Raw genomic sequence first — 26,506 nt, forward strand, 5'->3', positions numbered from 1 at the left:
GAAGGACGCGCAAGGTCTCAAGGCCGCCGAGGCCCTTCGGGCTTTGCGCAGCCTGCGGCAGCGGCTACAAAGTCCATCGCAGCATCAAGTCAGAGGCGATCCAGCGCTTCGCCGCTGCGCTTGAACCAGCCGATCAGGTAATCGGCCAGGACCTGGGTGCGCTTGGGCAATCCGCCCTGATAGGGGTGCACCAGGTACATCGGCATGCTGCGGGTCTGGTAGTCGCGCAGCAGCCCGCGCAAACGCCCATCGGCCAGTTCCGCCTGCAGCAGGTAGGACGGCAGTCGGGCGATCCCCGCTCCTACCAGCGCGGCTTTCTTCAGCAGGTTGTAGTGATTGCTGGCGAAAGGCCCCGACACCCGTACCCGCAACAGTTCGTGCTGCTGGTGATAGAGCCACTCCTCACGACCGCTGTAGTGGCTGTTGAGCAGACAGCGATGCTCGGCCAGGTCCCTGGGGGTCCGCGGCTCGCCATACTGTTCCAGATAAGCCGGGCTGGCGCAGGTCATCTCGTGCCAGGCCAGCAGCGGCCTGGCCACCAGCCGCTGGTCGTTGGCCACTTCCGAGCGGATCGCCAGGTCGAAACCGTCCCGGGTCAGGTCGCGGTAGTTGTTGTTCAGCTCCAGCTCGATCTGCACCTCGGGATACTGCCGGGAAAACTCCAGCAACAGGCCGTCGAAGAAAGTCTCCCCCAGGGACACCGGCACCGTCAGCCGCACCGGCCCGGCCATGTCGTCCTTGAGCCGCGCCAGGGCCTGGCGCGCCCGCTCGACCTGGACCAGCAGCGCCTGGGCCTGGGGCAACAAGGCGGCGCCCGCCGCGGTCAGGCTCAAGCGGCGCGTGGTGCGTTGCAACAGTACGACCGAGAACTGCGCCTCCAGGGCGCTGATGCGCTTGGACAATTGCCCCTTGCTGCAGCCCAGTTGCTGGGCGGCCAGGGTGAAACTGCCGGCTTCGATCAGCACGGCGAACGCCGCCAGGTCATCCATCTCGCTCATGGATTGTTTCCATTTGAAAACCAAAGGTTGCCTATTAGTGCGCTAATCAATAGGAAAAACCAGCACTAGACTGCAACCTCGTTCAACCCATACGAGGAACAGCCCCATGAAAATTCTCCTGATCGGCGCCAACGGCACCATAGGTTCAGCAGTCGACAAAGAGCTGTCGCAACGTCATGAAGTCATCCGCATTGGCCGCACCAGCGGTGATTTCCAGGTGGATATCAGCGACAGCGCCTCGATCCGCGCGCTCTTCGAGCAAACCGGCAAATTCGACGCGCTGATCTGCGCCGCGGGCAATGTCAGCTTCGCGCCACTGGGCGAGATGAGTGCACAACACTTCGCCCTGGGCCTGCAAGACAAGCTGATGGGCCAGGTCAACCTGCTGCTGATCGGCCGCGAGTTCGCCAACGACGGCGCCTCGTTCACCCTCACCTCCGGCATCCTCAACCGCGACCCGATCCGCAGCGGCGCCTCGGCGGCCCTGGTCAACGGCGCCATCGACGGCTTCGTCCGCGCCGCCGCCATCGAGCTGCCACGCGGCCTGCGGGTGAACTCGGTAAGCCCGACCGTGCTGGTGGAAGCCATGGACAGCTACGCCCCGTACTTCCGTGGCTACAAGCCGGTTCCCGGCGCCGACGTGGCCCTGGCCTACGCCAAGAGCGTGGAAGGCCTGCAGACCGGCCAGACCTTTATCGTCGGCTGACCTACACGCCCTTTGTAGGAGCGAAGCTTGCTCGCGATAGCGGTACGCCAGTCACACCGCAGTGCCTGCATCGCCGGCAAGCCTGGCTCCTACAGAAACGCGATTGGATCCGGGGTTGTGATGAACGGCCGGGCTGCGTAACGTGGCGGCACTTGATTGGAGACCCGACGATGCGTGCCGCCCGTTCCCTTGTTTGTATTGCCCTGCTCCCCCTGTTTGCCGGTTGCCAGATGCTGTCGGTGTTCGATGGCCAGCCCCGGACGCAGTCCCAGGCCGGCCAGACCCGCATGCAGGGCACCCTGACCGCCGCCGACGGCCAACTGCTGTTCAAGCCCTGCGTCGGCGAGCAGCGTTATGTGGTCAAGGACAACGGCGGCACCAGCATCCTCCAGGAAGCCGCCAGCCTGGCCGACCAGCAGGGCACGCTGTTCGCCGACCTGCGCGGGCATTTCTCCCCGAGCAAGGCCGGCGGCGCCGACAGTGAAGTGGCGCTGAGCCAGCTGTATCGCGTCGAACGCTCGAACGATGCCTGCAGCGATCCCGACTTCCCGCGCCTGATCCTGCGGGCCAGCGGCAAGGCTCCGGACTGGAACGTCGATGTCAGCGCCAAGGGCATGCGCATCGAACGTGCCGGCCAGCCGGCGCTGGCGCTGCCCTACCTGGAAGAGCAACTGGGCGACGGCCGTTTCAACCTCAGCAGCGAAGCCAACAACCGCCATGTCGAACTCTGGGTCGCGCCGCAGCGCTGCGTGGACAGCAAGACCGGCAGCGTGCAGCACCTGACCGCGGAACTGCGGGTCGATGGCCAGGTCCAGCGCGGTTGTGCCTATTTCGGCGGCTCACGCAGCGACTGAGGCGACGGACAACCGTTTTAACCTCACGGGGTCCGGGCTTTGCGGCTTATAATCGCCGGTTTGTAAAACCGCCCTGACGCATTGGTGCGTCCCGCGAACCGGACCCTGTCATGTTACGAATCACCGAACTCAAGCTGCCGATCGACCATCCCGATGAAGACCTGCGCCCTGCCATCCTGCAGCGCCTGGGCATCGCCAGCGAGGACCTGCTCGACTTCACCCTGTTCAAGCGCAGCTACGATGCGCGCAAGAAGTCGTCCGAGCTGTGCTTCATCTACACCCTCGATCTGAACGTGCGTGACGAGGCCAAACTGCTGCACAAGTTCGCCGACGACCGTAACGTCAACCCGGCGCCGGATGTCAGCTACAAGGTCGTCGGCCAGGCGCCCGCCGACCTGGAGCAACGCCCGATCGTGGTCGGCTTCGGCCCCTGCGGGATTTTCGCCGGCCTGCTGCTGGCGCAGATGGGCTTCAAGCCGATCATCCTCGAGCGCGGCAAGGAAGTGCGCCAGCGCACCAAGGACACCTGGGGCCTGTGGCGCAAAAGCGTGCTCAACCCGGAATCCAACGTGCAGTTCGGCGAAGGCGGCGCGGGGACCTTCTCCGACGGCAAGCTGTACAGCCAGATCAAGGACCCGAAACACCACGGCCGCAAGGTCCTGCACGAGTTCGTCAAGGCCGGCGCGCCGGAAGAGATTCTCTACGTCAGCAAGCCGCACATCGGTACCTTCCGCCTGACCGGCGTGGTCGAGAACATGCGCCAGCAGATCATCGCCCTGGGCGGTGAAGTGCGCTTCGAGCAACGGGTGACCGACGTGCTGATCGAAGACGGCCAACTGGTCGGCGTCGAGCTCAACAGCGGCGAACAGATCCACTCCAAGCACGTGATCCTGGCCCTCGGCCACAGCGCCCGCGACACCTTCCGCATGCTCCACGGCCGTGGCGTGTACATGGAAGCCAAGCCGTTCTCTGTGGGTTTCCGCATCGAACACCCGCAGTCGCTGATCGACAGCGCGCGCCTGGGCAAGTACGCCGGTCACCCGAAACTCGGCGCCGCCGACTACAAGCTGGTGCACCACGCGAAGAATGGCCGTTCGGTCTACAGCTTCTGCATGTGCCCAGGCGGCACCGTGGTGGCGGCGACCTCCGAGCCGAACCGCGTGGTCACCAACGGCATGAGCCAGTACTCGCGTAACGAGCGCAACGCCAACTCCGGCATCGTGGTCGGCATCACCCCGGAAGTGGATTACCCGGGCGGACCGCTGGCCGGTATCGAGCTGCAGGAGCGCCTGGAATCCCACGCCTTCGTACTCGGCGGCAGCAACTACGAAGCCCCGGCGCAACTGGTCGGCGACTTTATCGCCGGCAAGCCGTCCACCGCCTTGGGCAGCGTCGAGCCGTCCTACAAGCCGGGCGTCGCCCTGGGCGACCTGGCGCTGGCCCTGCCGGACTTCGCCATCGAGGCGATCCGCGAAGCGCTGCCGGCCTTCGAGCGGCAGATCAAGGGCTACTCCCTGCACGACGCGGTACTGACCGGGATCGAGACCCGCACTTCGTCGCCGCTGCGCATTACCCGCGACGAATCGATGCAGAGCCTGAACGTGAAAGGCCTGTACCCGGCCGGTGAAGGCGCCGGTTATGCCGGCGGCATCCTGTCGGCCGGGGTCGACGGGATCCGCATCGCCGAAGCGGTGGCGCGCAACATCCTCGGGATCGAGGCATAACCTTGTAGGAGCGAGCTTGCTCGCGATGGAGGCCAAGGATAACGCGGCGTGTCTGGAACACCGCATTGTCTTGACGTTTTTCGCGAGCAAGCTCGCTCCTACAGGGGCGGGCTTGCAGTCTCAGATGCCGGCGCGCAATACGCTGGCCGGCAACGGCTCACCCCGCTCCACACTGGCTGCCACCGCCTCGATCAAGGCCGTCAACTGGTAACCCTGAGCAGTCAGCCAGTCCTGATCGTAATAGGTGGTCGCATAACGCTCGCCACCGTCACACAGGATGGCGACGATCGAACCACTCTCCCCGGCCTGTTTCATCTGCTGCGCCGCCATCAGCGCGCCGATCAGGTTGGTACCGCTGGAACCGCCCACCCGCCGTCCCAGGCGCTGCGCCAGGTAATGCATGGCCGCCAGCGACAGGGCATCCGGCACCTTGACCATCGCATCGATCACCTTGGGCAGGAACGACGCCTCGACCCGTGGCCGGCCGATCCCTTCGATACGCGAACCACACTCCAGGCGCAGGCTGGCGTCACCGCTCTGGTAGTAATCGAAGAACACCGAACGTTCGGCGTCGGCGCAGAGCACCCGGGTGCAATGCTGGCGATAACGCACATAACGCCCCAGGGTGGCAGTGGTGCCGCCGGTGCCAGGGCTGGAGATCAGCCATTTGGGCTCCGGGTAACGCTCGAAGCGCAACTGCTGGAAGATCGACTCGGCGATGTTGTTGTTCGCCCGCCAGTCGGTGGCACGCTCGGCGTAGGTGAACTGGTCCATGAAATGCCCGCCGCTCTCGCGGGCCAGGCGCTCCGACTCGGCGTAGATCTGCGTCGGGTCCTGCACCAGGTGGCTCTTGCCGCCGTAGAAGGCGATCTGCGCGATCTTTTCCTGGGAGGTGGTGGCCGGCATCACCGCAATGAACGGCAAGCCCAGCAGGCGCGCGAAATAGGCTTCGGAAATCGCCGTCGAACCGCTGGACGCCTCGATCACCGGCGCCCCGGGCTTGAGCCAGCCGTTACACAGCGCATAGAGGAACAACGAACGCGCCAGGCGATGCTTGAGGCTGCCGGTGGGATGGCTGGACTCGTCCTTGAAATACAGCTCGATGCCCGGCAGGCCCGGCAAGGGCAAGGGGATCAGGTGGGTGTCGGCGCTGCGCTGGAAGTCGGCTTCGATGATCCGGATGGCCTCGCGGGCCCACTGACGGTTGTCGCTCATGGTGTTTTCTCGTTGGCTCGAACGCCACACAGGACGCAGAAAGATGAAGTGCACCCAGCATAGGTGATCCAGGCACAAGGAAAATCAGACGCTGCAACAGGCAAAAGTCCCCGGCCCATCGGGCTGGGGCCGGACATGTTAGGAAACATCCCCGGTCTCTCACAGGTACAGTTTTGAATCAATTGGATACACAACTGCTAGGCTGGTTTTCCAGCAGGCCGCTGCTCTGCTGCATATAACAAAAAAGAATATAACTTTTGTTTTAACAACTAACAGTACGGGTTAGGGTGTGCCACCTTTTTAGTTTTCTGATGGAGAGCGACCTTGCCTCTGCGTAGCACTTTCACGCGTTTCTTTCAGTTGGAAGCTGCCAGCGGTCTGTTATTGATTGCCGCTGCCGTGCTTGCCCTGATTATCAACAACTCACCGCTGTCCTGGCTGTACAACGGCCTGCTGGACACTCCCGTGGTCGCCCAGATCGGCGCCCTGAAAATCGCCAAGCCCCTGCTGCTGTGGATCAACGACGGCCTGATGGCCATGTTCTTCCTGCTGATCGGCCTGGAGGTCAAGCGCGAGGTCCTCGACGGCCACCTGTCCAAGCCTTCGCAGATCGTCCTGCCGGGCGCCGCCGCCATTGGCGGCATGGTGGTGCCGGCGCTGATCTACTGGTTCTTCAACAAGGACAACCCGCCGGCGCTCAGCGGCTGGGCGATCCCCATGGCCACCGACATCGCCTTCGCCCTCGGCGTGCTGGCCCTGCTGGGCAAGCGGGTGCCGGTGTCGCTGAAGCTGTTCCTGATGACGCTGGCGATCATCGATGACCTGGGGGCCATCATCGTCATCGCGATTTTCTACTCCGGCACCCTGTCGACCCTGTCGCTGATGCTCGCTGCGGCTTGCCTGGTGGCGCTGGTGGCGATGAATCGCCTGGGGGTGGTCAAGCTCGGGCCGTACATGATCATCGGCCTGATCCTCTGGGTCTGCGTGCTCAAGAGTGGCGTCCACGCGACCCTGGCCGGCGTTACCCTGGCGTTCTGCATCCCGCTGCGCACCCGCAATGCCGAGCCTTCGCCGCTGCTGAGCCTGGAGCATGCACTGCATCCGTGGGTCGCCTACGGCATCCTGCCGCTGTTCGCCTTCGCCAATGCCGGCCTGTCGCTGCAGGGCATCACCGTGGAAAGCTTCACCCACTACGTGCCCATGGGCATCGCCATCGGCCTGCTGCTGGGCAAGACCGTCGGCGTGTTCGGCCTGACCTGGCTGGCAGTGAAGATGGGCCTGGCCGCCCTCCCCGGCGGCGCCAACTGGGGCCAGGTGCTGGGCGTGGCGATTCTCTGCGGGATCGGCTTCACCATGAGCCTGTTTGTCGGCTCCCTGGCCTTTGTACCTGGCAGCAGCGAATACGCCGGCATGGACCGCATGGGCATCCTCACCGGCTCGCTGTTCGCCGCCCTGATCGGCTACGCCGTAACGGCCGCGGCCAGCCGCAAGAACCCACAATTGCCGGCATAACCGCCGGCGTTGCCAGGGCTGAAAACACAAAACCCCGACCAGTTGCCTGGCCGGGGTTTTGTTTTGTCGCGGTTAAAGCTTAGTGGGCAACACGGCTGGTGCCGTTGACGCTCATGATGCGCACGCGCTCGCCGACGCGGAATACTTCGTTTTGTTCAACTTGTTGCACATAGGCACGCATGCTGCCGTCGTCTTCACGCACGGTGATTTCCACGCCCTGGGTACGGGTCAGGCCTTCCTCGGTAGCGGAACCGATCAGGCCGCCAGCCACCGCACCGATGACCGCTGCCACGATGCTGCCTTTGCCGCCGCCGATGGCGCTGCCGCCAACGCCGCCGACCGCTGCACCGGCGAGGCCGCCAATCGGGGTCTTGGTGCCTTCGATTTTCACCGGACGCAGGGATTCGATGGTACCCATGCGAACGGTCTGTACGCGACGCGCCTCGTCACGGGAGTAAGAGTCACCGGACAGATTGGATTGGCAACCGGTGAGCAACATGGCCATCGTGGAAAAGGAAGCAACCAGCAAAACAGACTTACGCATAGGATCAACTCCAAAGGACAGATAAGCATTAAACTCCGCGGCTTGACGCCTGTCACGGCATCGCCCGGATAAAATTGGTTCCATTCAGCAGCAGTACAGACTGCCTGCATATAAAAACTCTTCACACGGTAGCGCTTATTTCCCGAGTTGCGCCACCGGCCAAAGGATTTTCCATGGATTACTTCATCATTGTCGTGACCACCCTTGCCGGCCTGTACTTCCATTGGTGGCTGTATGTACGGATCAAGCGCTGGATGGACCGGGACCTGGCGCTGTCGCTGGCCGGCGGGGACGAGAAGAAAAAATCCTTCATGCTGCAACAGCTGGCGAATGCCCATCGCCAGAAAGTAAAACGCCGGGACCTGCCACGGTGGCTTGAAGCCGCCGCGGCCGGTTATCCCGGCGAATGAGCTGATTCGGGTTCAGGGGGCCAAGCGCTCACGCACCCAGTCGGCACCTTGCAGGCGATAGTTCAGGCGATCGTGCAAACGGCTCGCGCGTCCTTGCCAGAACTCGATGCGCTCCGGTAACAGGCGATACCCCCCCCAGTGCTCGGGGCAATGGGGCTGGGTATCGCTGAAGCGTTCCTCGGTGTTCTTGAGCAAGGCTTCCAACGCCTGGCGATCGGCGATCACCTGGCTCTGCGGCGATGCCCATGCGCCCAGGCGGCTGCCCAGCGGGCGAACCTGGAAGTAGGCATCGGATTCCTCGGCGGTGACCTTGACCACCCGCCCCTCGATACGCACCTGACGCTCCAGGGCCGGCCAGAAGAAGGTCATGGCGGCAAAAGGCCGTACAGCCAGTTGCTGCCCCTTGGCGCTGTCGTAGTTGGTGAAGAAGGTGAACCCCTGCGCATCCAGCCCCTTGAGCAGCAGGATGCGGCAGTGGGGGCGCCCCTCTTCGTCAACGGTGGCCAGGGTCATGGCATTGGCCTCGACCGGAGGCTGCTCGGTTTTCACCGCCTCCGCGAACCACCGGTGAAACAGCGTGAAGGGCTCGACCGGAGCCTGGGCTTCGGTCAGTCCGTCACGGATGTAGTCGCGGCGCATGTCCGCCAGTCCCTGGGTCATTGCTGGTTCCTTTTGCCCGATGCCTGATGAATCAGTTCTTCGCCTGTTCGGTCGCTGCCTTGGCTGGAGCCTTGGCAGTGGTGGTTTTCTTGGCGGCTTCTTTCTTCGCTACAGGCTTCTTGGCCGGGGCTTTTTTCGCCGGAGCGGCTTTTTTCGCGGCAACGGCTTTCTTCGTGGAAGCGGCAGGAACGACCGGCTTCACATCCTGCACGGCAACCAGTTCAGCCTCGGACGGGGTCGGCTGGTTGTACTTGCTCAGCAGGGCCAGCATGGTGTTGCGCTGGGTGACGATGATTTCCACGCGACGGTTCAGCGCGCGACCTTCGACGCTGTCGTTGGCGGCGCGAGGCATGACCGAACCCATGCCGCGCAGCATCAGGCGATCGCGCTTGAGGCCGGTGAGGCTGAAAATCGCGGCAACGGACTGCGCACGGTCACGGCTCAGCTTCTGGTTGGCCGCCGCGGCACCGGTGGTGTCGGCATGGCCCAGTACCAGCACGGAAGTCTTGGCGTCGGTACCCACGGCCTTGGCCACGCGAGTGAACGGGCTCAGGGTGACTGGCAGCAACATGGCCGGGCGGTCCGGGTTGAACGAGCCGTCGACCGGAGCGATCACCACCAGGTAGTTCTCGCGACGCTCCAGCTGCAGGCGGCTGTCCTTGACGGCCTCACGCAGGCGCGGCTCATAGTCGTCCAGCCAGGCCTGGGTGATTTTTGGATCCGGCATCGGGATGTCTTTGACATCTGCCTTGGTCGGAGACGTGGGTTGCTGATTGAACGGCCACCACCAGTTGCCAGTCTCGGTCTTGGCGACCTTCGGCGCTGCGCTCGCGGCATCCGCCTTGGCGTCGGCTACCGGCTCTTTGACTGCGTCTTTGCTGGTGTCCTTGGAAGGGAACGGCCACCACCAATTGGTGGTCTCGGCCTTGGCGGCCGGAGCAGCGGCGGAAGCGGCTGCGGTTTCGACCTTGGCCGCGGCAGGAGCGGTCGCGGACTTGGCGGTGGATGTGGCGGCGGACTTGGCCGCGGAAACCTCGTTGGCAGCTGCTTTTGCTGCCGGTTGCACCGCTTCCTTGCTGGCGGCCTTATCGGAACCGAAGGACCACCAGTGCCCACCTTCTGCGTCATTTTGTGGAGTTTGTGCACAACCGGTAACAGTGAGGCAAAGAGCCAAGGCTAAAGACTTGTTCGACGACATGGGATATCCACAAAATGAGATCAAAAATTACGGTCTCTACGAACCGTACAAACAGACGCTTTGAAAGTATAAAAGCCACAGGGTTCCTTTCTGATGCCTTTACTCATGTTTAGGCAAAAAAAATCCTGACGGCAACTTTTTTACAGACAATCCGACAGAACCCTCACCAACTTCTGCGCTCTTGGATCCATCAGCACGTACGGCCCCAGGGTATTGGTGACAAAACCGAAGGCCACATCGTACTCAGGATCGGCAAAACCGATGGAGCCACCCGCTCCCGGATGACCAAAGGCCCGAGGGCCGAGACCGAAGGTCGCGTTGGCCACCTGCGGCTGGTCAAGCATGCAACCCAGGCCGAAACGGGTCTGGGTCAACAGGGTCTTGTCCATGCCGACGCTGTGTTCGCGGGTCAACTCTTCGAGCATGTCCGCTTCCAGCAGGCTGCCATCGAGCAGGCCGCTGTAGAAGCCGGCCAGGCTGCGGGCATTGCCATGGCCATTGGCCGCTGGCTGTTGCATGCGCCGCCATTCCGGCTTGTTGGTACTGGTCATGATCGACGGCGGGTTGGTGAACGCCCGGGTGGTCATGGCCGTGGGTTCGCGCATGGTCACTTGCAGCAGGCGCTGCGCGGCCGCGTCGCCGACATTGCCCTTGCCCCGGGCGATATGCGCCACCCGGTAAAACTCCTCGTCGGGCAGGCCAACGTAGAAGTCCAGCCCCAGCGGCCTGGCGACCCGGGCCACGATGGACTCGCCGGGACCGCGCCCGTCAGCCCGACGCAGCAGCTCACCCACCAGCCAGCCATAGGTGATGGCCGCATAACCGTGACCGTCGCCCGGCGTCCACCAAGGAGCTTCCGCCGCGAGGGCATCGACCATGGTTTGCCAGTCGTAGAGCGCTTCCGGCGCCAGCAGCTCACGCAAGGCCGGCAGCCCGGCCTGATGGCAGAGCAATTGACGCAGGGTGATCGCTTCCTTGCCGGCCGCGGCGAATTCAGGCCAGTACCGGGCGACCGGAACGTCCAGCTGCAACTTGCCTTCGGCCACCAGTTGCAGGGCGGTGACCGCGGTAAAGGTCTTGGTGCAGGAAAACAGGTTGGCGATGGTATCGCTGTGCCAGGCCTCGCTGCCGTCCTTGTCGGCGGTGCCGGCCCAGAGGTCGAGCACGGTTTCCCCGCCGATCTGAATGCACAACGCCGCGCCGCGCTCCTGGGGATCCTCGAAGAGTGCCGCGAAGGCTTCGCGAACCGCTTCGAACTTAAGCTCGTAATGACCCTGAATCTGCACCCGTAACTCCCCCGGACCATGCTCTACAAAGTGGTGCGCATTGTTCCAGCCCTTGAGGGTTTTGGGAACAGAAGCGAGCCCGGCGGCGATCCACCGGAAGAATTATTCAGAAATAGACGGGCATTGAACGAACCGCGGGCCGGCCAGCCCCTACGAGCGAGTGTAGAGGCGGACCGGCCCGCGGCACGCTAAAGGCCTGGTTCAGCGATTAGTGGCCATTGCCCGAATGACCGCCCGCATGGCCGCCGCCCTGCCCTGCGCCCTTGCCATCATGGCCCGGCTTGCCGCCGTCGGCGGCATGAGCAGCGGCCTTGTCGGCCTCTGCCTTGGCCTTCCCCGCTTCCTTGCCCAACTGCTCAAGCGCCTGCAGGTTGCTCTTGCGCACGCTGTCGACAAAGCCCTGGAACGGCACGTCGGTGATGCCCACCAGGCCGAAATGGCCATTCTCGCCATCCAGCAGGCGCCCGGTGACCGGTTGATCGAGGTACTGGAACCAGTGCACGCCGACAATCGACGGCTCGCTCAACGCCTGCTTGAGGAACTGGGCATAGGCCGGGCCACGATCCTCCTCCCGCGCCAGCTCGGTCACGCCGCCCCAGAACGGGCCGCGATCCCTGGAGCCGAAGTTGAACTCAGTGATCAGTACCGGCTTGTCCAAGGTGTTCAGGCGGGCAAAGTCGTAACCGTCCTGCGGCTTGAGGGTGTACATGTTGAAGCTCAGCACATCGCAATACTGGGCGCAGGACGCCACGGCCTCCGGGGTGCTGATGGCGAAGCGTCCACCCAGCAGCAGGTGGTTCGGCGCGTGCCATTTCAGCGAATCGGAAATGGTCTTGAAGTAAGTGTCGGCAAAGACCTTCTGGAAGTATTTGAAGTCGGCTTCGATCTCAGGATGTTCAGGGCTAGGCAAAGGCGGCTCGAACCCCGGATCTTCCATCAGTTCCCAGGCGGTCAGGTTGATGCCCCAGGCCTTCGACAGGCCCTCCTGGTTGCGGTACTTGTCACGCAGTTGCTTGAGGAACGCCCGCTTGGCCGGGACGTCGGTGGTCATGCGCAACGTGCCGTAGGCCAGGGCATAACGCGCCTTGGGGTCATCGCCGGGGCCGGCCCAGGCCAGTTCGTTGTCGGCGAAGTAGCCGATCAGCCATGGATCGTCGCGGTGATCGCGGGCGGCAATGGCCACGGCGCGCTCGGTGGCCATGGCGAAACGCGGATCGAACGGGTCGGGCATGCCGCCCCACCAGTCGGTACCGGTGCTGATGCTCGTGTAGTCGCCGACGATCGACAGCGGCAAGGTGTAGGGCACGCGGTCGTTCAGGCCCAGCGCCGGCGCGCTCCAGTTGCCGATGGTGTTGAAACCCCAGGCTTGCAGGCGATCCAGGGTGTGGCTGGCCCAGCGTTTCTGGTCCAGGGCCGCGGCAGGGCAAGCTGGCGCTGCTGACGGCTCGCTATCCTGCCCGGCCTGGGCTTGCTGGGCGTCAGCCTTAGCGGCATCCGCCACACCGGCCTTGGTTTCGCTGCCCGGGGTGCAAGGTACGCCGTAGGTGCGCTGCAGGTTGGCGCCATAGAAGTCGTACCAGCGACCGGCGTTGTAGGCGCGGCCCTGGTCGGAACCATTGCCACTGCGGTTGTCGCCTTCGCCGTAATAACCGGCCAGCGGCTCGCCGACATTGGGCAGTGTGGCGAACATCCACTCACGGCCGGCGACATAGGTCTGGCTGTTGTCCGCCGCGACCGCATTGACCCCCAGGGAATAGAACGGATGCCCCTGGGGCGTCACCAGATACCAACGGCCATCGCGCTTCTCGGTACGGAAGAAACCACTGGCCTTGAAGGCCGGCCCGTTGCTCCAGCCACCGAAGGTGTCCAACGAGGCGCGCTCGCGTTCGGCCAGCCAGGTTTTCAGCTGCTGCTGTTCCTTGGTCGCGGCGGCCTTGAGCTGCTCGTCGCTGGCGATCTTTTCCGGCCACTTGGCCCGGGTCGACTGGCCATAGGCATCCACCAGGCCACCGTAGGCCGCCTTGACCACCGCCTCGCCGTCCTGCACGCCAAAACGTTCGAGCAGGATGCTCTGGGCGGCTTTCGGCTGATCCATGGACAAGGTCACCGACACCACCTGGCTGCGGTCCAGCTCGCCTTGGCTGTTGGCCAACAGCACGCGCTGGCCCTCGAAGGTCATCGGCATCGGCGGACCGGCCTTCATGCCCTGGCTCAGCGGCGAACTGGCAACCAGCGGCACCAGCAGGGTCTGCGCCGGACCGGCCGGCAGGTCGATACGGCTGACCAGGGTCTTGCCGTCATTGCTCTGGATCTTCACGTACAGGGTCAGGGCCCAGTTCATCGCGCTCTGGATCCGCAGGCTCATGACTCCGGACTGCGACCAGTCCCAGGCGCCGGTCTGCGGGGTCAGGCGCAGGCTTGGCTGAATCGCCGGATTGAAGGTCACTCGGCGCAGCACTTCGCCCTCGGCTGTCTGCTCCGCGTTGGCTTGCGGCAGGCTGGCATCCTGTGTCGCCACCTGCACCACATCGGCAGGCCGGACAAAGTTGAACAGCGTCTGTTGCCCGGCGGGCGCGGCAAGCAGCGGCGTAGCGAACAACAGAGCAAAGACAGCGGGTAACGAACGGCGAATCATAGGGACCTGGTGCTCCTTAACGGCCGATGAGCGGCCTGTGTGCAATCAGTGACATGCAATAGACAACGCGACCGGCCCACAGGCCGGCCGCGCTCAGGAAATTTCCCGGCGGAACGGCGGCAACGCATTGAGGATAGCCTTGCCATAACGCTGGGTGACCAGGCGCCGGTCCAGCAGGGTGATGGTGCCGCGGTCCTGTTCGGTACGCAGCAGGCGACCGCAGGCCTGGACCAGCTTGAGCGAGGCGTCCGGCACCGAGATTTCCATGAACGGGTTGCCGCCCCGGGCTTCGATCCACTCGGCCAGCGCGGCCTCCACCGGATCGTCCGGCACCGAGAACGGGATCTTGGCGATCACCACGTGCTCGCAGTAGGCACCGGGCAAGTCCACGCCCTCGGCGAAGCTGGCCAGGCCGAACAGCACGCTGGAATCGCCGCCGTCGACCCGTGCCTTGTGCTTGTTCAGGGTTTCCTGTTTCGACAGGTTGCCTTGAATGAACACCTGCTTGCGCCAGTCGCGGTCGAGACCGTCGAACACGTCCTGCATCTGCTTGCGCGACGAGAACAGCACCAGGGTGCCCCGTGAGCCTTCCACCAGTTCCGGCAAGTCACGGATGATCGCCGCGGTGTGGGCCGGCGCGTCCCGTGGGTCGGCGTGCAGGTCGGGAACCCGCAGCACCCCGGCATCGGCGTGATGGAAGGGACTGGGCACCACCGCCGTCACGGCCTTTTTCGGCAGCCCGGCACGCATGCGGAAGCGATCGAAAGTGCCCAGGGCAGTCAGGGTGGCGGAGGTCACGAGCGCGCCATAGGCCACGTTCCACAGGTTTCGACGGAGCATCTCCGCGGCGAGGATCGGGCTGGCGTTGACCTCGATGTCGAACAGCGAGCCGCTTTCCGCCAGGGTCAGCCAGCGCGCCATCGGCGGATTGTCTTCCGGGTCTTCAGTGGTGAAGGCGGTCCACAGTTCCCAGTTGCCCGAGGCCCGGGACAACAGGCTGCCGAACAGCGGGTACCACTCTTCGGCCTGGTTGCTGGCAATGCCGATGTTGACCTCGCCGTCCATGCCTTCCTTGAGCAGGTCGGTCAGGCGGGTGAACAGGTCGGTCAGGCGCGAGAAGCCTTTCTTCAGCTCGATGCCCATTTCCCGCATATGGTCGGGGATCAACCCGCCGACAAAACGATGGCGCGGCCGCTCGCGGCCTTCCATGTCTTCGCCGGTCTTGAAGTCGGCCAGCTGTTCGCAGGCGGTGAACATGAACTGCTGCTGGGTCTTGATCTCCCGCGCCAGCTCCGGCACCTGTTCGATCAACTTGCCCAGGTCGCCCGGCAGCGGGTGCTGGGCCAGCAGCTTGGTGAGGTTCTTGGCGGTCTGCTCCAGCCAGTCGGCGGTGGAACGCAGGCGGGTGTAGTGGGCGAAGTGGCCAATGGCCTTGTCCGGCAGGTGGTGACCTTCGTCGAATACATAGAGGGTGTCGCGCGGGTCCGGCAATACGGCGCCGCCGCCCAGGGCCAGGTCGGCCAGGACCATGTCGTGGTTGGTGACGATCACGTCGACCTTGCCCATGCCTTCGCGGGCCTTGTAGAAGGCGCACTGGCCGAAGTTCGGGCAATGACGGTTGGTGCACTGGCTGTGATCGGTGGTCAGGCGCGCCCAGTCGGCGTCTTCCAGGGCCGTTGGCCAGCTGTCGCGATCGCCGTCCCATTTATTGCCGGCGAGCTTCTCGATCATGCTGGTGAACAGCTTCTGGCTGGCCTCGTCGACCTCGATCTTGAAGCCTTCTTCTTCGAACAGCTGGGCGGTGGCGGTTTGCGCGTGGCCTTCCTGCAGCAGCATGTCGAGCTTGGACAGGCACATGTAGCGGCCACGGCCCTTGGCCAGGGAGAAGGTGAAATTCAACCCGCTGTTGCGCATCAGGTCGGGCAGGTCCTTGTAGACGATCTGCTCCTGCAGGGCGACGGTGGCGGTGGCAATCACCAGGCGCTTGCCGGCGGCCTTGGCGGTCGGGATCGCGGCCAGGCTGTAGGCCACGGTCTTGCCGGTACCGGTGCCGGCTTCCACGGCCACCACGGCCGGGTCGCCGGAACGCCGGCCTTCGTCATCGGTGTCGACATCGCCCAGGACCTTGGCCACTTCGGCGATCATCAGGCGCTGGCCGTAACGCGGTTTCAGGCTCTTGGCTTCGAGAAAACGCGAGTAGGCGCCCTGGATCGTGGTTTTGAGTTCGTTGCTGATCATGGTTCTTCGGGCGCGAGAAACGCTGGATAAATTTTCAGTGGTTCGGATCGGCCGCTATCATACCCCGCTAATTCATCCCGCGCAGAACGGAGTACCCGAATGACAGCCTTTGCCCTTGCCTACACCCTGCATGTCCTGGCCGCCCTGGTCTGGGTCGGCGGCATGTTTTTCGCCTGGATGGTGCTGCGTCCCGCGGCGGTGGCCGCCCTTGAGGGGCCGGCGCGGTTGAAGCTGTGGGCCGAAGTGTTCCCACGGTTTTTCGTCTGGGTCTGGGTCGCGGTGGTGCTGTTGCCGATCAGCGGCGTCGGCCTGATCCACCTGCGGTTCAACGGCTTCGAGACCGCGCCGCGCTATGTGCAGGTGATGATGGGCCTGTATGTGGTGATGACCGCGCTGTTTATTCGGATTCAGTCGTTGCAGCTGCCAACGCTGCGTCAGGCGGTGGCGGACGAGGACTGGCCGACGGGGGCCACAACCCTGGGCAATATTCGGAAATTGGTGGGGATCAATCTGATCATTGGTCTGTTGCTGGTGGCCGTGGCGGCGGCTCGGCCGATGTTCTGAGGCGAACCTCGGTAAAAAGCATCGCGGGCAAGCCTCGCTCCTACAGACGGCGTTGACTGTAGGAGCGAGCGGGCGGCGATCCGACTTGCCCGCGATGGCGCTGGAATCAGCGCCGCCTATTTAAGGACTGTTTACAGGCGCTGTACCGTTACCGAACCCGCAGGGCCTGCCGGCCCTGGATGGCCTTCGGCGCCAGGACGGCCGCTCTTGCCACCGTCGGCACGATAGACCAGGCAGCCCTTGGACTTGCCGCCGGCCCCGGGTTTGCCGCCCGCACCGGCCACACCGCCGGCCCCACCATCGACCCAGACCTTGATCTGCTCCGCCGGGTAATCCCGCGGCAGCTCGACCCGTACCTGGGCACCCGCCGCGCCCGGCTGGCCGTCACCGCCGTTGTCGCCATCGGCGCCACGCCCGGCCTGGCCCCAGGTGCAACCCGGCTCCTCGCCGTTGGCACCATCGAGGCCGACATAACCCGGCGCGCCGGTGCCGCCGCGTGCATCCACCGAGAGTTCCCCAGCCTGCAGCGAGGCGATGCGCAGAGTCAGGTTGCGCCCGGGTTTGGCCGCCTTCTCATAAGTCCCCGGAGCCCCGCGGGAAGTGATCTGGCTGCCGGACTCCAGGTCGGCATGATCGACGTTCAGCAGCAGGCTTTGTTCAGCGGGAACGATAGCGATCCGCGCTTCACGCCCCAGGCGCAACTCGCCGACCTTGACCTCGGTAACTGTGGACGGAATCAGCAAGGTGCCGTAATCGGCCACTTCCAGGCGTTCCAGTTGCAGGCTGCTGGTGGTGTTGGGCAGGCGCATCAGGGAGTTGGTCTCGACCGTCACCACCTGGGCCTGGACCAGCGGGCTGCACAGTAGCGCGAGCAGACAGAGCTTACGCATGGCCGACCTCCACAGGCTTCGCCGCCTTGAAGGTCTGCAGGTGGAAAATGCCAGTCAGAAGAATCTGCAGGCGATCACGCCAAGGGTGGGCGCGGCCCTTGAGGCTGCCGTTGAACAGCAGCAGCTCCATCAGGTGGGTCAGCAGCAACAGGCTGCCGGCCAGATTGATCAACAGATGAATCGGATTGATCAGCGGGCTGACCAGATTGACCAGCACCAGCAACCAGAACAGCAGCGTCAACAACTTGCCCAGCCCCCAAAACACCTTCATATGCCCCCCTTTGCGAGTTTTTCTTTGCGCGCACAGTAACGACTTCGGCGAGGGATAAGCCAGAGGGCGGCGAAAATTCTCCCGCCGCCCCCTGCCAAGCCGCCGGATCGACGACCTTCGCCGCCCCGACGCCGAGGATCAACGCTGAACGTGCAGCTCCACCCGACGGTTCTGCGCCCGTCCTTCTTCGGTATCGTTATCGGCGACCGGCTCGCTCTCGCCCTTGCCCTGACTGGTCAGTTTGTCCGGCGCCAGGCCCTGGCTCAGGAGGAATGCGGCGACACTGCTGGCGCGACGCTCGGAAAGCTTCTGGTTGTACTCATCCGCCCCCTGGCTGTCGGTGTGACCGACCACATTGATGCTCTGCACGTCGGCGCCCTGGAGCTTGGCCAGCAAGCCTTGCAGCTGGTTTTGAGCTTCCGGGGTCAGCTCCGCCGAATTGAAGGCGAACAGCACATCGCCCTGATCGCTGAGGGTGATCACCTCGGATTGCGCCGCTGGCTCGACTGCCGGTGCGGCCGGGTATTGCGGCAGCGGGCAGCCACGGTTGTCGACCGGGGTATTGGCCGGGGTGTCCGGGCAACGGTCACGGCGGTCGAACACGCCGTCATCGTCCTTGTCGCCATCCTGGGCGTAGCAGATCAAGCCGCCGGTCACCAGGCCCAGTGCCGCGCCACCCGCAGCCCAACCACCACTTTCAATAGCGCCAAGGCCGCCGCCCACCAGGCCGCCGAGCAGGCTGCAGATTGGCCACGTACGCTGGTTGAGAGGGGCAGTGCCGTCGCTGTGGGTAGCACAACCTGTGAGCAGGATGCCGAGCAGTAGAACCGGCAAGGCGGCTCGCGAGAGAAGACTCATCATGAATGCTCCTGTGTCACCGGCCCATACCGGTCACACAGGAGTAAAGACCCGCATGGGCGGCTGCACAAGCCGCCCATGCCGGGCAATCACGCCAGGTAATCAGCGGTTGATTTTGATTTCCGTGCGACGGTTCATCGCCCGGCCGTCGGCGGTCTTGTTATCCGCGACCGGTTGGCTCTCGCCGGCACCGGCTACCGAAACGAAACTGCTGCGAGGTACGCCCGCGCTGATCAGGTACTCGGTCACCGAGCGCGCGCGTTTTTCCGAAAGGCGCTGGTTGTAGGCATCGCTGCCCACGCTGTCGGTGTGCCCGGTTACGCGCAGTTGCGCACTCGGGGCTTCCTGTTTCAGGCGTGTGGCGATGGTGTCGAGCTTGGTTTTGTCGGCGGCCGTCAATTTGGCCGAGTCGAATTCGAAGTGCACGTCACGGATGACAATGGTCTCTTCCTTGACCACCAGCACTTCCTCGACCACGGCTACAGGCTCTGGCGGGCAACCGTTGGCGTCCACCTGCACGCCTTTAGGCGTGCCAGGGCACTTGTCGCGACTGTCCGGCACGCCATCGCCGTCTTCGTCGCCATCACCGTGCACCCAGCAATAACCGGCGGCGACACCCGCACCCAGCAAGGCGCCGTAGCCCGCCCAGGACGAGCTTTCGATTGCGCCCAACGCGGCCCCGCCGACGCCCCCGTAAGCGGCGCAGGTCGGCCAATCGGTTTTCTGCAAACCTGCGCAACCAGTCAACACACTGGTTAGCAGAACCAAGGGTAATGCTGTCCGAACTATGCTCATCTAGTTATCTCCTGAGGGAATCGGCTTAGAACCGATTGGGGGAGTAAAGACCTGGCTTTAAATCTCCGCCAGCATGAGGCCGGTGGGCTTTGCCCCTGGTTTTGCCCAGGAACGGCTGTCATTTCAGACAAAACGGCTCTAGGCCCGCGGGTCCGGGCAGGCTAGTCTTTGCCACTCAAAGATTGAGGAACTTCGATGACCGCAGGTATTTCTTCGCGCACGCCCCAGCAGGCCCTGGCCGCCCTGCTCGACCGCTACGCCCCGCAACAGTTGCTGCTGATCGGTGCCAGCGGGTTTCCGGCCCTGGAAGCATTTCGCCAGGCGCACCCCGAAACCGCCATCGCCCAGGCCGCACCCGGCCCCTTGCCGGCGGAGCTGGCGGCGCGTCGTTTCGACCTGGCGCTGGCGGTCGATTGCCTGGAGCATCTGCCCAAGCGCGACGGCCTGAACCTGCTCGGCGGCATCCGCAACCTCAACGCCAGCCGCATCGCGGTACTGGCCGACCTGAATGCCTGCGGCTGGCAGGAGACCGACTTTTTCTCCCTGGCCCTGCAGGCCAGCGAACGTTTCCAGCGCGACGAACAGGTCCTGACCCTGTTCACCTACGATCTGCTTGAATACAAACAAGTGCCCGACTGGCTCAACTCCAGGTTCTGGGCAAATCCGGAAAACTTCGGAAAGTACTGGTGGTAATGCGATGAGTACCTCTATTTGTCCCTGCGGCAGCGGCAACCTGCTGGACGCCTGCTGCGGCCACTACCACGCCGGCCACCCCGCGCCCTGCGCCGAGGCGCTGATGCGCTCGCGCTACTGCGCCTACGTGCTGGGCCTGGTGGATTACCTGGTGGCCACCACGCTGCCGGCGCAACAGAGCGGCCTGGACCGCCAGTCCATCAGCGACTGGAGCGCGCAAAGCACCTGGCTGGGCCTGGAAGTCGAAAGCTCGGAAGTCTTCGGCGGCCAGCCGGAGCACGCCTTCGTCACCTTCACCGCACGCTGGCACGACAGCACGGGCGAACACAGCCATCGCGAACGCTCATCCTTCGTGCAGAACAGCGGGCACTGGTATTTCATCGACCCGACCGTGCAACTCAAGGCCGGCCGCAACGACGCCTGCCCCTGCGCCAGCGGGCAGAAATTCAAGAAGTGCTGCGCCAGCTACTTCGCCAGCTGAACACCCGCCCCTGAGCCTGCCCTCGCGTGCGCTCCGCGGTTGCTAGACTGGGAGCTCAAACGGAGTAACGCCATGGTCGTTCAGCTGCGCGCACTACGGACCCTCGGACTGCTCACGGTGCTGGCGCTTTCGGGCTGCGCCTCGTGGTTCGTCGACGACACCCTCGACCCGCAGGTGCACCTGGTCAAGGTCGAGGTGATCAAGGCGAATTTGCTGGAGCAGCGCTTGCGCCTGCACTTTCGGGTCGACAACCCCAACGATGCCGACCTGACTGTCCGCGCCCTGGAATACCGGGTTCATCTTGGCGACGTGTTGCTGGCGGAGGGTGAACATGAACACTGGTTCACCATCGGCCCCAAGCACAGTGCCTACTTCCAGGTGCCCGTGCGCACCAACCTGTGGCCGCAGATACGCCAGGTGGTGAAATGGCTGAAGGAACCGCAGCAACCGATCCCCTATCGTCTGGAAGGTTTGCTGGAAACCGGATTATTCATCGGCCATGACGTGCACCTGACGCGCAAAGGCGAGATAATTCCCGCCGATTTTATTCCGGAGCAACCTCGATGACCCAGCAACCCCATGTCCATGGCCCTGACTGCAACCACGATCATGACCACCACGATCATGACCACCACGATCACGACCACGGCCATGTTCACGGTCCGCATTGCAACCACGCTCACCAGGAGCCGGTGCGCAACGCTTTGAAAGATGTCGGCCGCAACGACCCTTGCCCATGCGGCAGCAGCAAGAAATTCAAGAAGTGCCACGGCGCCTGATGCCGTAACGCCCGGCCTTTGTCTCGCCCTGTATGTAGGAGCGAAGCTTGCTCGCGATACGGACGACTCGGTGCATCAATGTAATCGAGCTGATTTCATCGCGAGCAAGAGCTGGGCGCCCCCCTTGCTCCTACAGATCGCGTTGCAGGATCTGTCTCGAATCGATCACCGTCGCATACTCGCCATGCAGGTTGCCCAGCGACATGGCATGCACCTCCTCGGCGCTGTGGGCCCGGCCGAAAAAGTCGGCCTTGTCGAAGGTGTAGCAGGCGTCTTCCACTACCCAGGTATCGAACCCCAGATTGCCGGCAGTCCGCGCCGTCGATTCCACCGAGTTGTTCGTCGCCACGCCGACGATTACCAACTGGCCGATCCCGGCCTTGCGTAAATCGGCCTCCAGGGTCGTGGCGCAGAATGCATCCGGCACCTGCTTCTGGATCACAGCCTCAGCGCCCTGCGGCATGAACCGCTGCTGAAACTCCACCCCCGACTGCCCCGGCCAGAACACCGACTGCTCGCTGCGGGACAGGTGCTGCACATGGATCAGCGGCCGCGCCGTCTGGCGCCAGTAAGCCAGCAACTCGGCGATGCGCTCCTCGGCCTGGGGGTTGTTACGCCGCCCAAGCCTGGGATGCAGGATGCCCTGTTGCTGATCGATCAGGATCAACGCTGCATTTGCCTGAAGCTCCATGCTGACTTTTCTCACGTCGGGTCATTGAATTCCACGCACTTCAACATCACCTCTCCAGACAGGCAAGCCGTCGAACGTAGACCGGACGACCGAATACCGCTGTTGGCTATCCGTACCAGAATGTCCTTCGTTTACCTGGAGAGTTCCATGATCGACCTGTATTACTGGACCACCCCCAACGGCCACAAGATTTCCCTGTTCCTCGAGGAAACCGGCCTGCCCTACAGCGTGCACCCGGTCAACATTGGCCAGGGCGAGCAGTTCAAGCCCGAGTTCCTGAAGATCGCGCCGAACAACCGGATCCCCGCCATCGTCGACCATCAGCCGGCCGACGGCGGCGCGCCGCTGTCGCTGTTCGAGTCCGGGGCCATTCTGCTGTACCTGGCGGAAAAGACCGGGCAGTTCCTGCCCAAGGACCTGCGTGGCCGCCAGGAAGCCCTGCAGTGGCTGTTCTGGCAGATGGGCGGCCTGGGACCGATGGCCGGGCAGAACCACCATTTCAGCCAGTTCGCCCCGGAGAAGATCCCTTACGCGATCAAACGCTACGTCGATGAAACCGCGCGGTTGTACGGGGTGCTGGACCGACGCCTGGCCGACCGGGATTTCGTCGCCGGCAGCGAATACAGCATCGCCGACATGGCGATCTATCCGTGGATTGTCTCCCACAAGTGGCAAAGCCAGAACCTGGAAGACTTCCCCAACCTGCATCGCTGGTTCAATCGCATCCTCGATCGCCCGGCGACCGCGCGCGCCTACGCCATCGCCGCACGGATCAACCCACCCAAATCCTGAGGCCCGATAGTCCATAGCCGGCCGGCAAACAGCGGTGGCTGCTCTGTTTCGGGCAGCCACCGAACGGCCGGCGCGGGCTATTTTTCCAGCAACGCAGAAATACTCTCAGCCCCCGCTTGCGCGGCACTCGCCTGCTCACTAACGTAGCGCCTTTATCGACGCTACCCCCCCCGCAGGAGCTTTGCCATGGCCTCGCCAGCCCTCTCACATTTTCTTCCCCGGTTCGGCGTTGCCGCGGCAGTGGCCGGCGTTCTCAGCCTGGCCGGTTGCCAGTCATGGAACACCCAGGACAGCCTGCCGCCGACGTCCGGCGTGCAACCGCTCAAGGGCCTGGCCCAGAACGTTTCGGTGCGGCGCAATGCCATGGGCATGCCGCTGATCGAAAGCAGCACCTTCCACGATGCGCTGTTCGCCCTGGGTTACGTGCACGCCAGCGACCGGATCAACCAGATGGTGACCCTGCGCCTGCTGGCCCAGGGCCGGCTGGCCGAGATGTCCGGTGCCGATGTGCTGGACGTCGACCGCTACATGCGCGCGGTCAACCTGAAGAACAGTGCCGGCGAGCTGTATAAAGCCTCGTCCCCGCGGATCAAGCGCTTCTTCGAGGTCTACGCCCGCGGGGTCAACGCCTACCTGTTCCGCTACCGCGACAAGCTGCCGCCGGACCTGGCCGCCACCGGCTACAAGCCCGAATACTGGAAACCGGAAGATTCGGCGCTGATCTTCTGCCTGCTGAACTTCAGCCAGTCGGCCAACCTGCCGGAAGAAATCAACGCCCTGGTGCTGGCGCAGAAAGTCGGCGCCGACAAGCTCGCCTGGCTGACCCCAAGCTATCCGGATGAAGCGCTGCCGCTGGCCGAGAGCGACAAGCTCAAGGGGCTCAACCTGAATATCCCGGGCCTGAGCGAAATCAGCGCCGCCGCCGGCAAGCTCGGCGAACTCAACCCGCTGAGCGTCGCCGGCGCCAGCAACTGGGCCATCGCTCCCCAGCGCAGCCGCGGCGGCAGAAGCCTGTTGGCCGCCAACAGCCACTCGCCGGCGTGGAACCTGGTGCAGATCCGCGCGCCCAAGTACCAGGCCGCGGGCGCTTCGATCGCCGGCCTGCCGATGATCGTCCAGGGCTTCAACGGCAAGGTGGCCTGGAGCATGACCTCGGTCGCCGGCGACAACCAGGACCTGTTCCTGGAGAAACTCAAGCGCCAGGGCAATGCGCTGTACTACGAAGCCAACGGCAAATGGCTGCCGGCCGTGGTGCGCAACGAAACCTACTTCGTCAAAGGCCAGCGGCCGATTCGCGAGGCGGTCTATGAAACCCGTCACGGCGCCCTGCTCAACAGCGCCAGCAACCTGAGCAGCGGCTACGGCCTGGCCCTGCAGCAACCGGACCTCAAGGACGACAAGAGCCTGGACGCGTTTTTCGACCTGTCGCGGGCGCAGAACGTGGAACGAGCTTCCGACGCCAGCCGCGAGATCCGCGCCATCGGCCTGAACATGCTGTTCGCCGATGCCAGCAATATCGGCTGGCAGGTCACTGGCCGCTTCCCCAACCGCCGTGAAGGCGAGGGCCTGCTGCCGTCGCCGGGCTGGGAAGGCCGTTACGATTGGGACGGTTATGCCGACCCGATGCTCCACCCCTATGACCAGGACCCGGCCCAGGGCTGGCTGGGCACCGCCAACCAGCGGATCATCCCCCACGGTTACGGCATGCAGCTGTCCAACTCCTGGTACTACCCCGAGCGCGGCGAGCGCCTGGCCGAACTGGCCGGCAGCGGCAAGCACGACGGCCGCAGCATGATCGCCATGCAGTACGACCAGACCACCACCTTCGCCGCCAAGCTGAAGAAGATGTTCGAAGCCCCCGGCATGGCGCAGCCCCTGAAGAAGGCCATAGACGCCCTGCCCGACGCGGAGCGCAGCAAGGCCCGCGAGGCCTACAGCCGCCTGATGGCATTCGACGGCAAACTCAGCCCGGTGTCGGCCGATGCGGCGATCTATGAGCTGTTCCTGCAGGAAAGCGCCCGGCAGATCTTCCTCGACAAACTGGGCTCGGAATCCAGCCCGGCCTGGAAAGCCCTGGTGGCCAACGGCGCGCTGTCCTACTCGGCCCAGGCCGACCACCTGCTGGGCCAGGAAGACAGCCCGTTCTGGGATGACAGCCGCACCCCGCAGAAAGAAGACAAGCCGGCGATCCTCGCCCGCAGCCTGGCCGCCGCCATCAGCGCCGGTGAAAGCCAGCTGGGTGGCGACCGCAAGGCCTGGCAGTGGGGCAAGCTGCATAGCTACAACTGGAAGAACACCAATGGCCAGGTCGTTCGCGGGCCGCTGCAGGCCGGTGGCGATCACAGCACCCTGAACAGTTCGCCGTACCGCTGGGGCCAGGACTTCAATGTGACCGAGGCTCCGGCGCTGCGCCTGATCGTCGACTTCAGCCAGAGCGAACCGCTGAGCGTCATCAACAGCAGCGGCCAATCCGGCAATCCGGCCAGCCCGAACTACCTGAACGGCATCGATGCCTGGCTCAAGGGCCAGTACCTGAACCTGCCGCTGCAAACGCAGAACTTCGACCGCCTCTACGGCAAGAGCCGCCTGACCCTGGTGCCAGGCAAGTAACACCGGCCAGCCCGCCCCTCTCCACAAGGGGCGGGCTTGAGCCCTGTAGCGCTTCACCCCCCTCGCTGATCCGGCCTTGCCACACTCCCGGCAGCCGCGCCCCTTCCTGCTTGAAATCTCCCTCGCGCCCTATTGATGCAAGGCTTCCCGCACGCTCTTTTTTGGGGCGCGGCCGACGCCCGGCAGGCTCTCGCCCCACCTTTTAAAACACTTGTTCGGGACTCTGGTTCGGAAATTGCTACTTTCATTAAGTCTGACGCGTTGCAGTAACAGTACTAATGCGCCCCAAGCGCTCATATTGGTTTTTAGGGATTTAATAATGAAAAAAGCATTGCTGACCCTTTCTGCACTGGCTCTCTGCATGGCCGCCGGTTCCGCGCTGGCCAAGGAATACAAGGAACTGCGCTTCGGCGTTGACCCGTCCTACGCACCTTTTGAATCCAAGGCCGCCGATGGCAGCCTGGTCGGCTTCGACATCGATCTGGGCAATGCCATCTGTGCCGAACTGAAGGTCAAGTGCAAATGGGTCGAAAGCGACTTCGACGGCATGATCCCGGGCCTCAAAGCCAATAAATTCGACGGTGTGATCTCGTCCATGACCGTCACTCCGGCCCGTGAGAAAGTCATCGATTTCTCCAACGAACTGTTCTCCGGCCCGACTTCCTTCGTGTTCAAGAAAGGTTCCGGCCTGACCGAAGACACCGCCTCGCTCAAGGGCAAGACCGTCGGCTACGAGCAGGGCACCATTCAGGAAGCCTACGCCAAGGCCGTGCTGGACAAGGCCGGGGTGAAAACCCAGGCCTACCAGAACCAGGACCAGGTGTATGCCGACCTGATTTCCGGGCGTCTCGATGCGTCGATCCAGGACATGCTGCAAGCCGAACTGGGCTTCCTGAAGTCGCCACAGGGCGCCGATTACGAGGTGAGCAAACCGGTGGACAGCCCGCTGCTGCCCGCCAAGACAGCTATCGGTATCTCCAAAGGTAACAAAGAGCTCAAGGCCCTTCTGGATAAAGGTATCAAAGCGTTACACGACGATGGCACCTACGCCACCATTCAGAAAAAGCACTTTGGCGATCTGAATCTCTACAGCGGTAAATAA

At 63.7% G+C, this 26,506-nt stretch carries 26 protein-coding genes; 13 read left to right on the forward strand and 13 right to left on the reverse strand.

Going from position 1 to position 26,506, the window contains the following annotated elements; translation table 11 throughout:
- Positions 1-89: 89 nt before the first annotated feature.
- Positions 90-998 (reverse strand): LysR family transcriptional regulator, encoded by a 909-nt coding sequence (locus tag ACTJKT_RS29700; RefSeq protein WP_097302215.1) that lies wholly within the window; start codon positions 996-998, stop codon positions 90-92.
- 106 nt (positions 999-1,104) lie between these two features.
- Between ACTJKT_RS29700 and ACTJKT_RS29705 the strand changes: the two genes are divergently transcribed.
- The 3 genes from ACTJKT_RS29705 (at position 1,105) to ACTJKT_RS29715 (ending at position 4,282) form a co-directional block, all read left to right on the forward strand.
- Positions 1,105-1,704 (forward strand): short chain dehydrogenase, encoded by a 600-nt coding sequence (locus ACTJKT_RS29705; protein ID WP_440790059.1) that lies wholly within the window; start codon positions 1,105-1,107, stop codon positions 1,702-1,704.
- 170 nt (positions 1,705-1,874) lie between these two features.
- A complete protein-coding gene (locus ACTJKT_RS29710; protein ID WP_124298643.1) occupies positions 1,875-2,558 on the forward strand; it encodes a COG3650 family protein in 684 nt (227 codons plus the stop codon).
- 110 nt (positions 2,559-2,668) lie between these two features.
- The gene (locus tag ACTJKT_RS29715) at positions 2,669-4,282 is read left to right on the forward strand and encodes an NAD(P)/FAD-dependent oxidoreductase (protein WP_440790061.1); all 1,614 of its coding nucleotides are present in this window, start codon (positions 2,669-2,671) and stop codon (positions 4,280-4,282) included.
- Positions 4,283-4,402: 120 nt separating this feature from the next.
- Here the strand turns inward: ACTJKT_RS29715 and ACTJKT_RS29720 are convergent, their stop codons facing one another.
- A complete protein-coding gene (locus ACTJKT_RS29720; protein ID WP_440790063.1) occupies positions 4,403-5,497 on the reverse strand; it encodes a PLP-dependent cysteine synthase family protein in 1,095 nt (364 codons plus the stop codon).
- Positions 5,498-5,821: 324 nt separating this feature from the next.
- On the opposite strand from ACTJKT_RS29720, the gene nhaA reads away from it, so the two are divergent.
- Positions 5,822-7,009 (forward strand): Na+/H+ antiporter NhaA, encoded by a 1,188-nt coding sequence (gene nhaA, locus ACTJKT_RS29725; RefSeq protein WP_440790065.1) that lies wholly within the window; start codon positions 5,822-5,824, stop codon positions 7,007-7,009.
- Positions 7,010-7,088: 79 nt separating this feature from the next.
- Here the strand turns inward: nhaA and ACTJKT_RS29730 are convergent, their stop codons facing one another.
- On the reverse strand, positions 7,089-7,553 hold the full coding sequence (locus tag ACTJKT_RS29730) for a glycine zipper 2TM domain-containing protein (RefSeq protein WP_007923357.1): 465 nt from the start codon (positions 7,551-7,553) through the stop codon (positions 7,089-7,091).
- Positions 7,554-7,726: 173 nt separating this feature from the next.
- On the opposite strand from ACTJKT_RS29730, the gene ACTJKT_RS29735 reads away from it, so the two are divergent.
- Positions 7,727-7,963, forward strand: coding sequence for a hypothetical protein (locus ACTJKT_RS29735; protein ID WP_097302211.1), 237 nt, complete (start codon positions 7,727-7,729; stop codon positions 7,961-7,963).
- A 12-nt stretch (positions 7,964-7,975) separates the two neighbouring features.
- Here the strand turns inward: ACTJKT_RS29735 and pdxH are convergent, their stop codons facing one another.
- The 5 genes from pdxH to dinG form a co-directional block, all read right to left on the reverse strand.
- Positions 7,976-8,623 (reverse strand): pyridoxamine 5'-phosphate oxidase, encoded by a 648-nt coding sequence (gene pdxH, locus ACTJKT_RS29740; RefSeq protein WP_440790068.1) that lies wholly within the window; start codon positions 8,621-8,623, stop codon positions 7,976-7,978.
- 31 nt (positions 8,624-8,654) lie between these two features.
- A complete protein-coding gene (locus tag ACTJKT_RS29745; protein ID WP_440790070.1) occupies positions 8,655-9,821 on the reverse strand; it encodes an OmpA family protein in 1,167 nt (388 codons plus the stop codon).
- Positions 9,822-9,961: 140 nt separating this feature from the next.
- Positions 9,962-11,107 (reverse strand): serine hydrolase domain-containing protein, encoded by a 1,146-nt coding sequence (locus ACTJKT_RS29750; RefSeq protein WP_440790072.1) that lies wholly within the window; start codon positions 11,105-11,107, stop codon positions 9,962-9,964.
- Positions 11,108-11,315: 208 nt separating this feature from the next.
- Positions 11,316-13,742, reverse strand: a complete 2,427-nt coding sequence (locus ACTJKT_RS29755; RefSeq protein WP_440790074.1) for a beta-galactosidase — start codon at positions 13,740-13,742, stop codon at positions 11,316-11,318.
- Between the two features lie 93 nt (positions 13,743-13,835).
- Positions 13,836-15,980, reverse strand: a complete 2,145-nt coding sequence (gene dinG, locus ACTJKT_RS29760) for an ATP-dependent DNA helicase DinG (RefSeq protein WP_025806728.1) — start codon at positions 15,978-15,980, stop codon at positions 13,836-13,838.
- Positions 15,981-16,079: 99 nt separating this feature from the next.
- Between dinG and ACTJKT_RS29765 the strand changes: the two genes are divergently transcribed.
- Positions 16,080-16,544 carry a CopD family protein gene (locus ACTJKT_RS29765; RefSeq protein WP_440790077.1) on the forward strand — a complete coding sequence of 155 codons (465 nt, stop codon included), beginning with the start codon at positions 16,080-16,082 and terminating at the stop codon, positions 16,542-16,544.
- Between the two features lie 131 nt (positions 16,545-16,675).
- Here ACTJKT_RS29765 and ACTJKT_RS29770 read toward each other — a convergent pair whose 3' ends face one another.
- The 4 genes from ACTJKT_RS29770 to ACTJKT_RS29785 all read right to left on the reverse strand — a co-directional run bounded on the left by ACTJKT_RS29770 (position 16,676) and on the right by ACTJKT_RS29785 (position 19,358).
- Complete coding sequence (locus ACTJKT_RS29770; RefSeq protein WP_440790079.1) at positions 16,676-17,434, reverse strand: collagen-like protein; 759 nt, start codon at positions 17,432-17,434, stop codon at positions 16,676-16,678.
- Positions 17,427-17,705, reverse strand: a complete 279-nt coding sequence (locus ACTJKT_RS29775; RefSeq protein WP_053277715.1) for a DUF1145 domain-containing protein — start codon at positions 17,703-17,705, stop codon at positions 17,427-17,429. The genes ACTJKT_RS29770 and ACTJKT_RS29775 overlap by 8 nt, the downstream gene beginning before the upstream one ends.
- Before the next feature lie 138 nt (positions 17,706-17,843).
- Complete coding sequence (locus tag ACTJKT_RS29780) at positions 17,844-18,563, reverse strand: OmpA family protein (protein WP_440790108.1); 720 nt, start codon at positions 18,561-18,563, stop codon at positions 17,844-17,846.
- A gap of 102 nt (positions 18,564-18,665) precedes the next feature.
- On the reverse strand, positions 18,666-19,358 hold the full coding sequence (locus ACTJKT_RS29785) for an OmpA family protein (protein ID WP_440790081.1): 693 nt from the start codon (positions 19,356-19,358) through the stop codon (positions 18,666-18,668).
- Positions 19,359-19,553: 195 nt separating this feature from the next.
- Between ACTJKT_RS29785 and ACTJKT_RS29790 the strand changes: the two genes are divergently transcribed.
- The 4 genes from ACTJKT_RS29790 (at position 19,554) to ACTJKT_RS29805 (ending at position 21,311) form a co-directional block, all read left to right on the forward strand.
- Positions 19,554-20,051 carry a DUF6231 family protein gene (locus tag ACTJKT_RS29790; protein ID WP_440790083.1) on the forward strand — a complete coding sequence of 166 codons (498 nt, stop codon included), beginning with the start codon at positions 19,554-19,556 and terminating at the stop codon, positions 20,049-20,051.
- Positions 20,052-20,055: 4 nt separating this feature from the next.
- Positions 20,056-20,532, forward strand: a complete 477-nt coding sequence (locus tag ACTJKT_RS29795; RefSeq protein WP_440790085.1) for a YchJ family protein — start codon at positions 20,056-20,058, stop codon at positions 20,530-20,532.
- Positions 20,533-20,604: 72 nt separating this feature from the next.
- Positions 20,605-21,099, forward strand: coding sequence for an LEA type 2 family protein (locus tag ACTJKT_RS29800; RefSeq protein WP_440790087.1), 495 nt, complete (start codon positions 20,605-20,607; stop codon positions 21,097-21,099).
- Positions 21,096-21,311 carry an SEC-C metal-binding domain-containing protein gene (locus tag ACTJKT_RS29805; RefSeq protein WP_440790089.1) on the forward strand — a complete coding sequence of 72 codons (216 nt, stop codon included), beginning with the start codon at positions 21,096-21,098 and terminating at the stop codon, positions 21,309-21,311. The genes ACTJKT_RS29800 and ACTJKT_RS29805 overlap by 4 nt, the downstream gene beginning before the upstream one ends.
- A gap of 130 nt (positions 21,312-21,441) precedes the next feature.
- On the opposite strand, the gene ACTJKT_RS29810 is transcribed toward ACTJKT_RS29805, so the two are convergent.
- The gene (locus ACTJKT_RS29810; protein ID WP_440790091.1) at positions 21,442-22,002 is read right to left on the reverse strand and encodes a cysteine hydrolase family protein; all 561 of its coding nucleotides are present in this window, start codon (positions 22,000-22,002) and stop codon (positions 21,442-21,444) included.
- Positions 22,003-22,149: 147 nt separating this feature from the next.
- Here ACTJKT_RS29810 and ACTJKT_RS29815 point away from each other — a divergent pair, with 147 nt between their 5' ends.
- The 3 genes from ACTJKT_RS29815 to ACTJKT_RS29825 all read left to right on the forward strand — a co-directional run bounded on the left by ACTJKT_RS29815 (position 22,150) and on the right by ACTJKT_RS29825 (position 26,506).
- Positions 22,150-22,794 (forward strand): glutathione binding-like protein, encoded by a 645-nt coding sequence (locus ACTJKT_RS29815; protein WP_009047359.1) that lies wholly within the window; start codon positions 22,150-22,152, stop codon positions 22,792-22,794.
- A gap of 186 nt (positions 22,795-22,980) precedes the next feature.
- Positions 22,981-25,404 carry a penicillin acylase family protein gene (locus tag ACTJKT_RS29820; RefSeq protein ID WP_440790093.1) on the forward strand — a complete coding sequence of 808 codons (2,424 nt, stop codon included), beginning with the start codon at positions 22,981-22,983 and terminating at the stop codon, positions 25,402-25,404.
- Positions 25,405-25,723: 319 nt separating this feature from the next.
- Positions 25,724-26,506: a transporter substrate-binding domain-containing protein gene (locus ACTJKT_RS29825; protein ID WP_007923900.1), complete on the forward strand. Its 783-nt coding sequence runs from the start codon at positions 25,724-25,726 to the stop codon at positions 26,504-26,506.

Origin of the sequence: Pseudomonas sp. 22526 (assembly GCF_052044735.1) — a bacterium.
GTDB lineage: Bacteria > Pseudomonadota > Gammaproteobacteria > Pseudomonadales > Pseudomonadaceae > Aquipseudomonas > Aquipseudomonas piscium.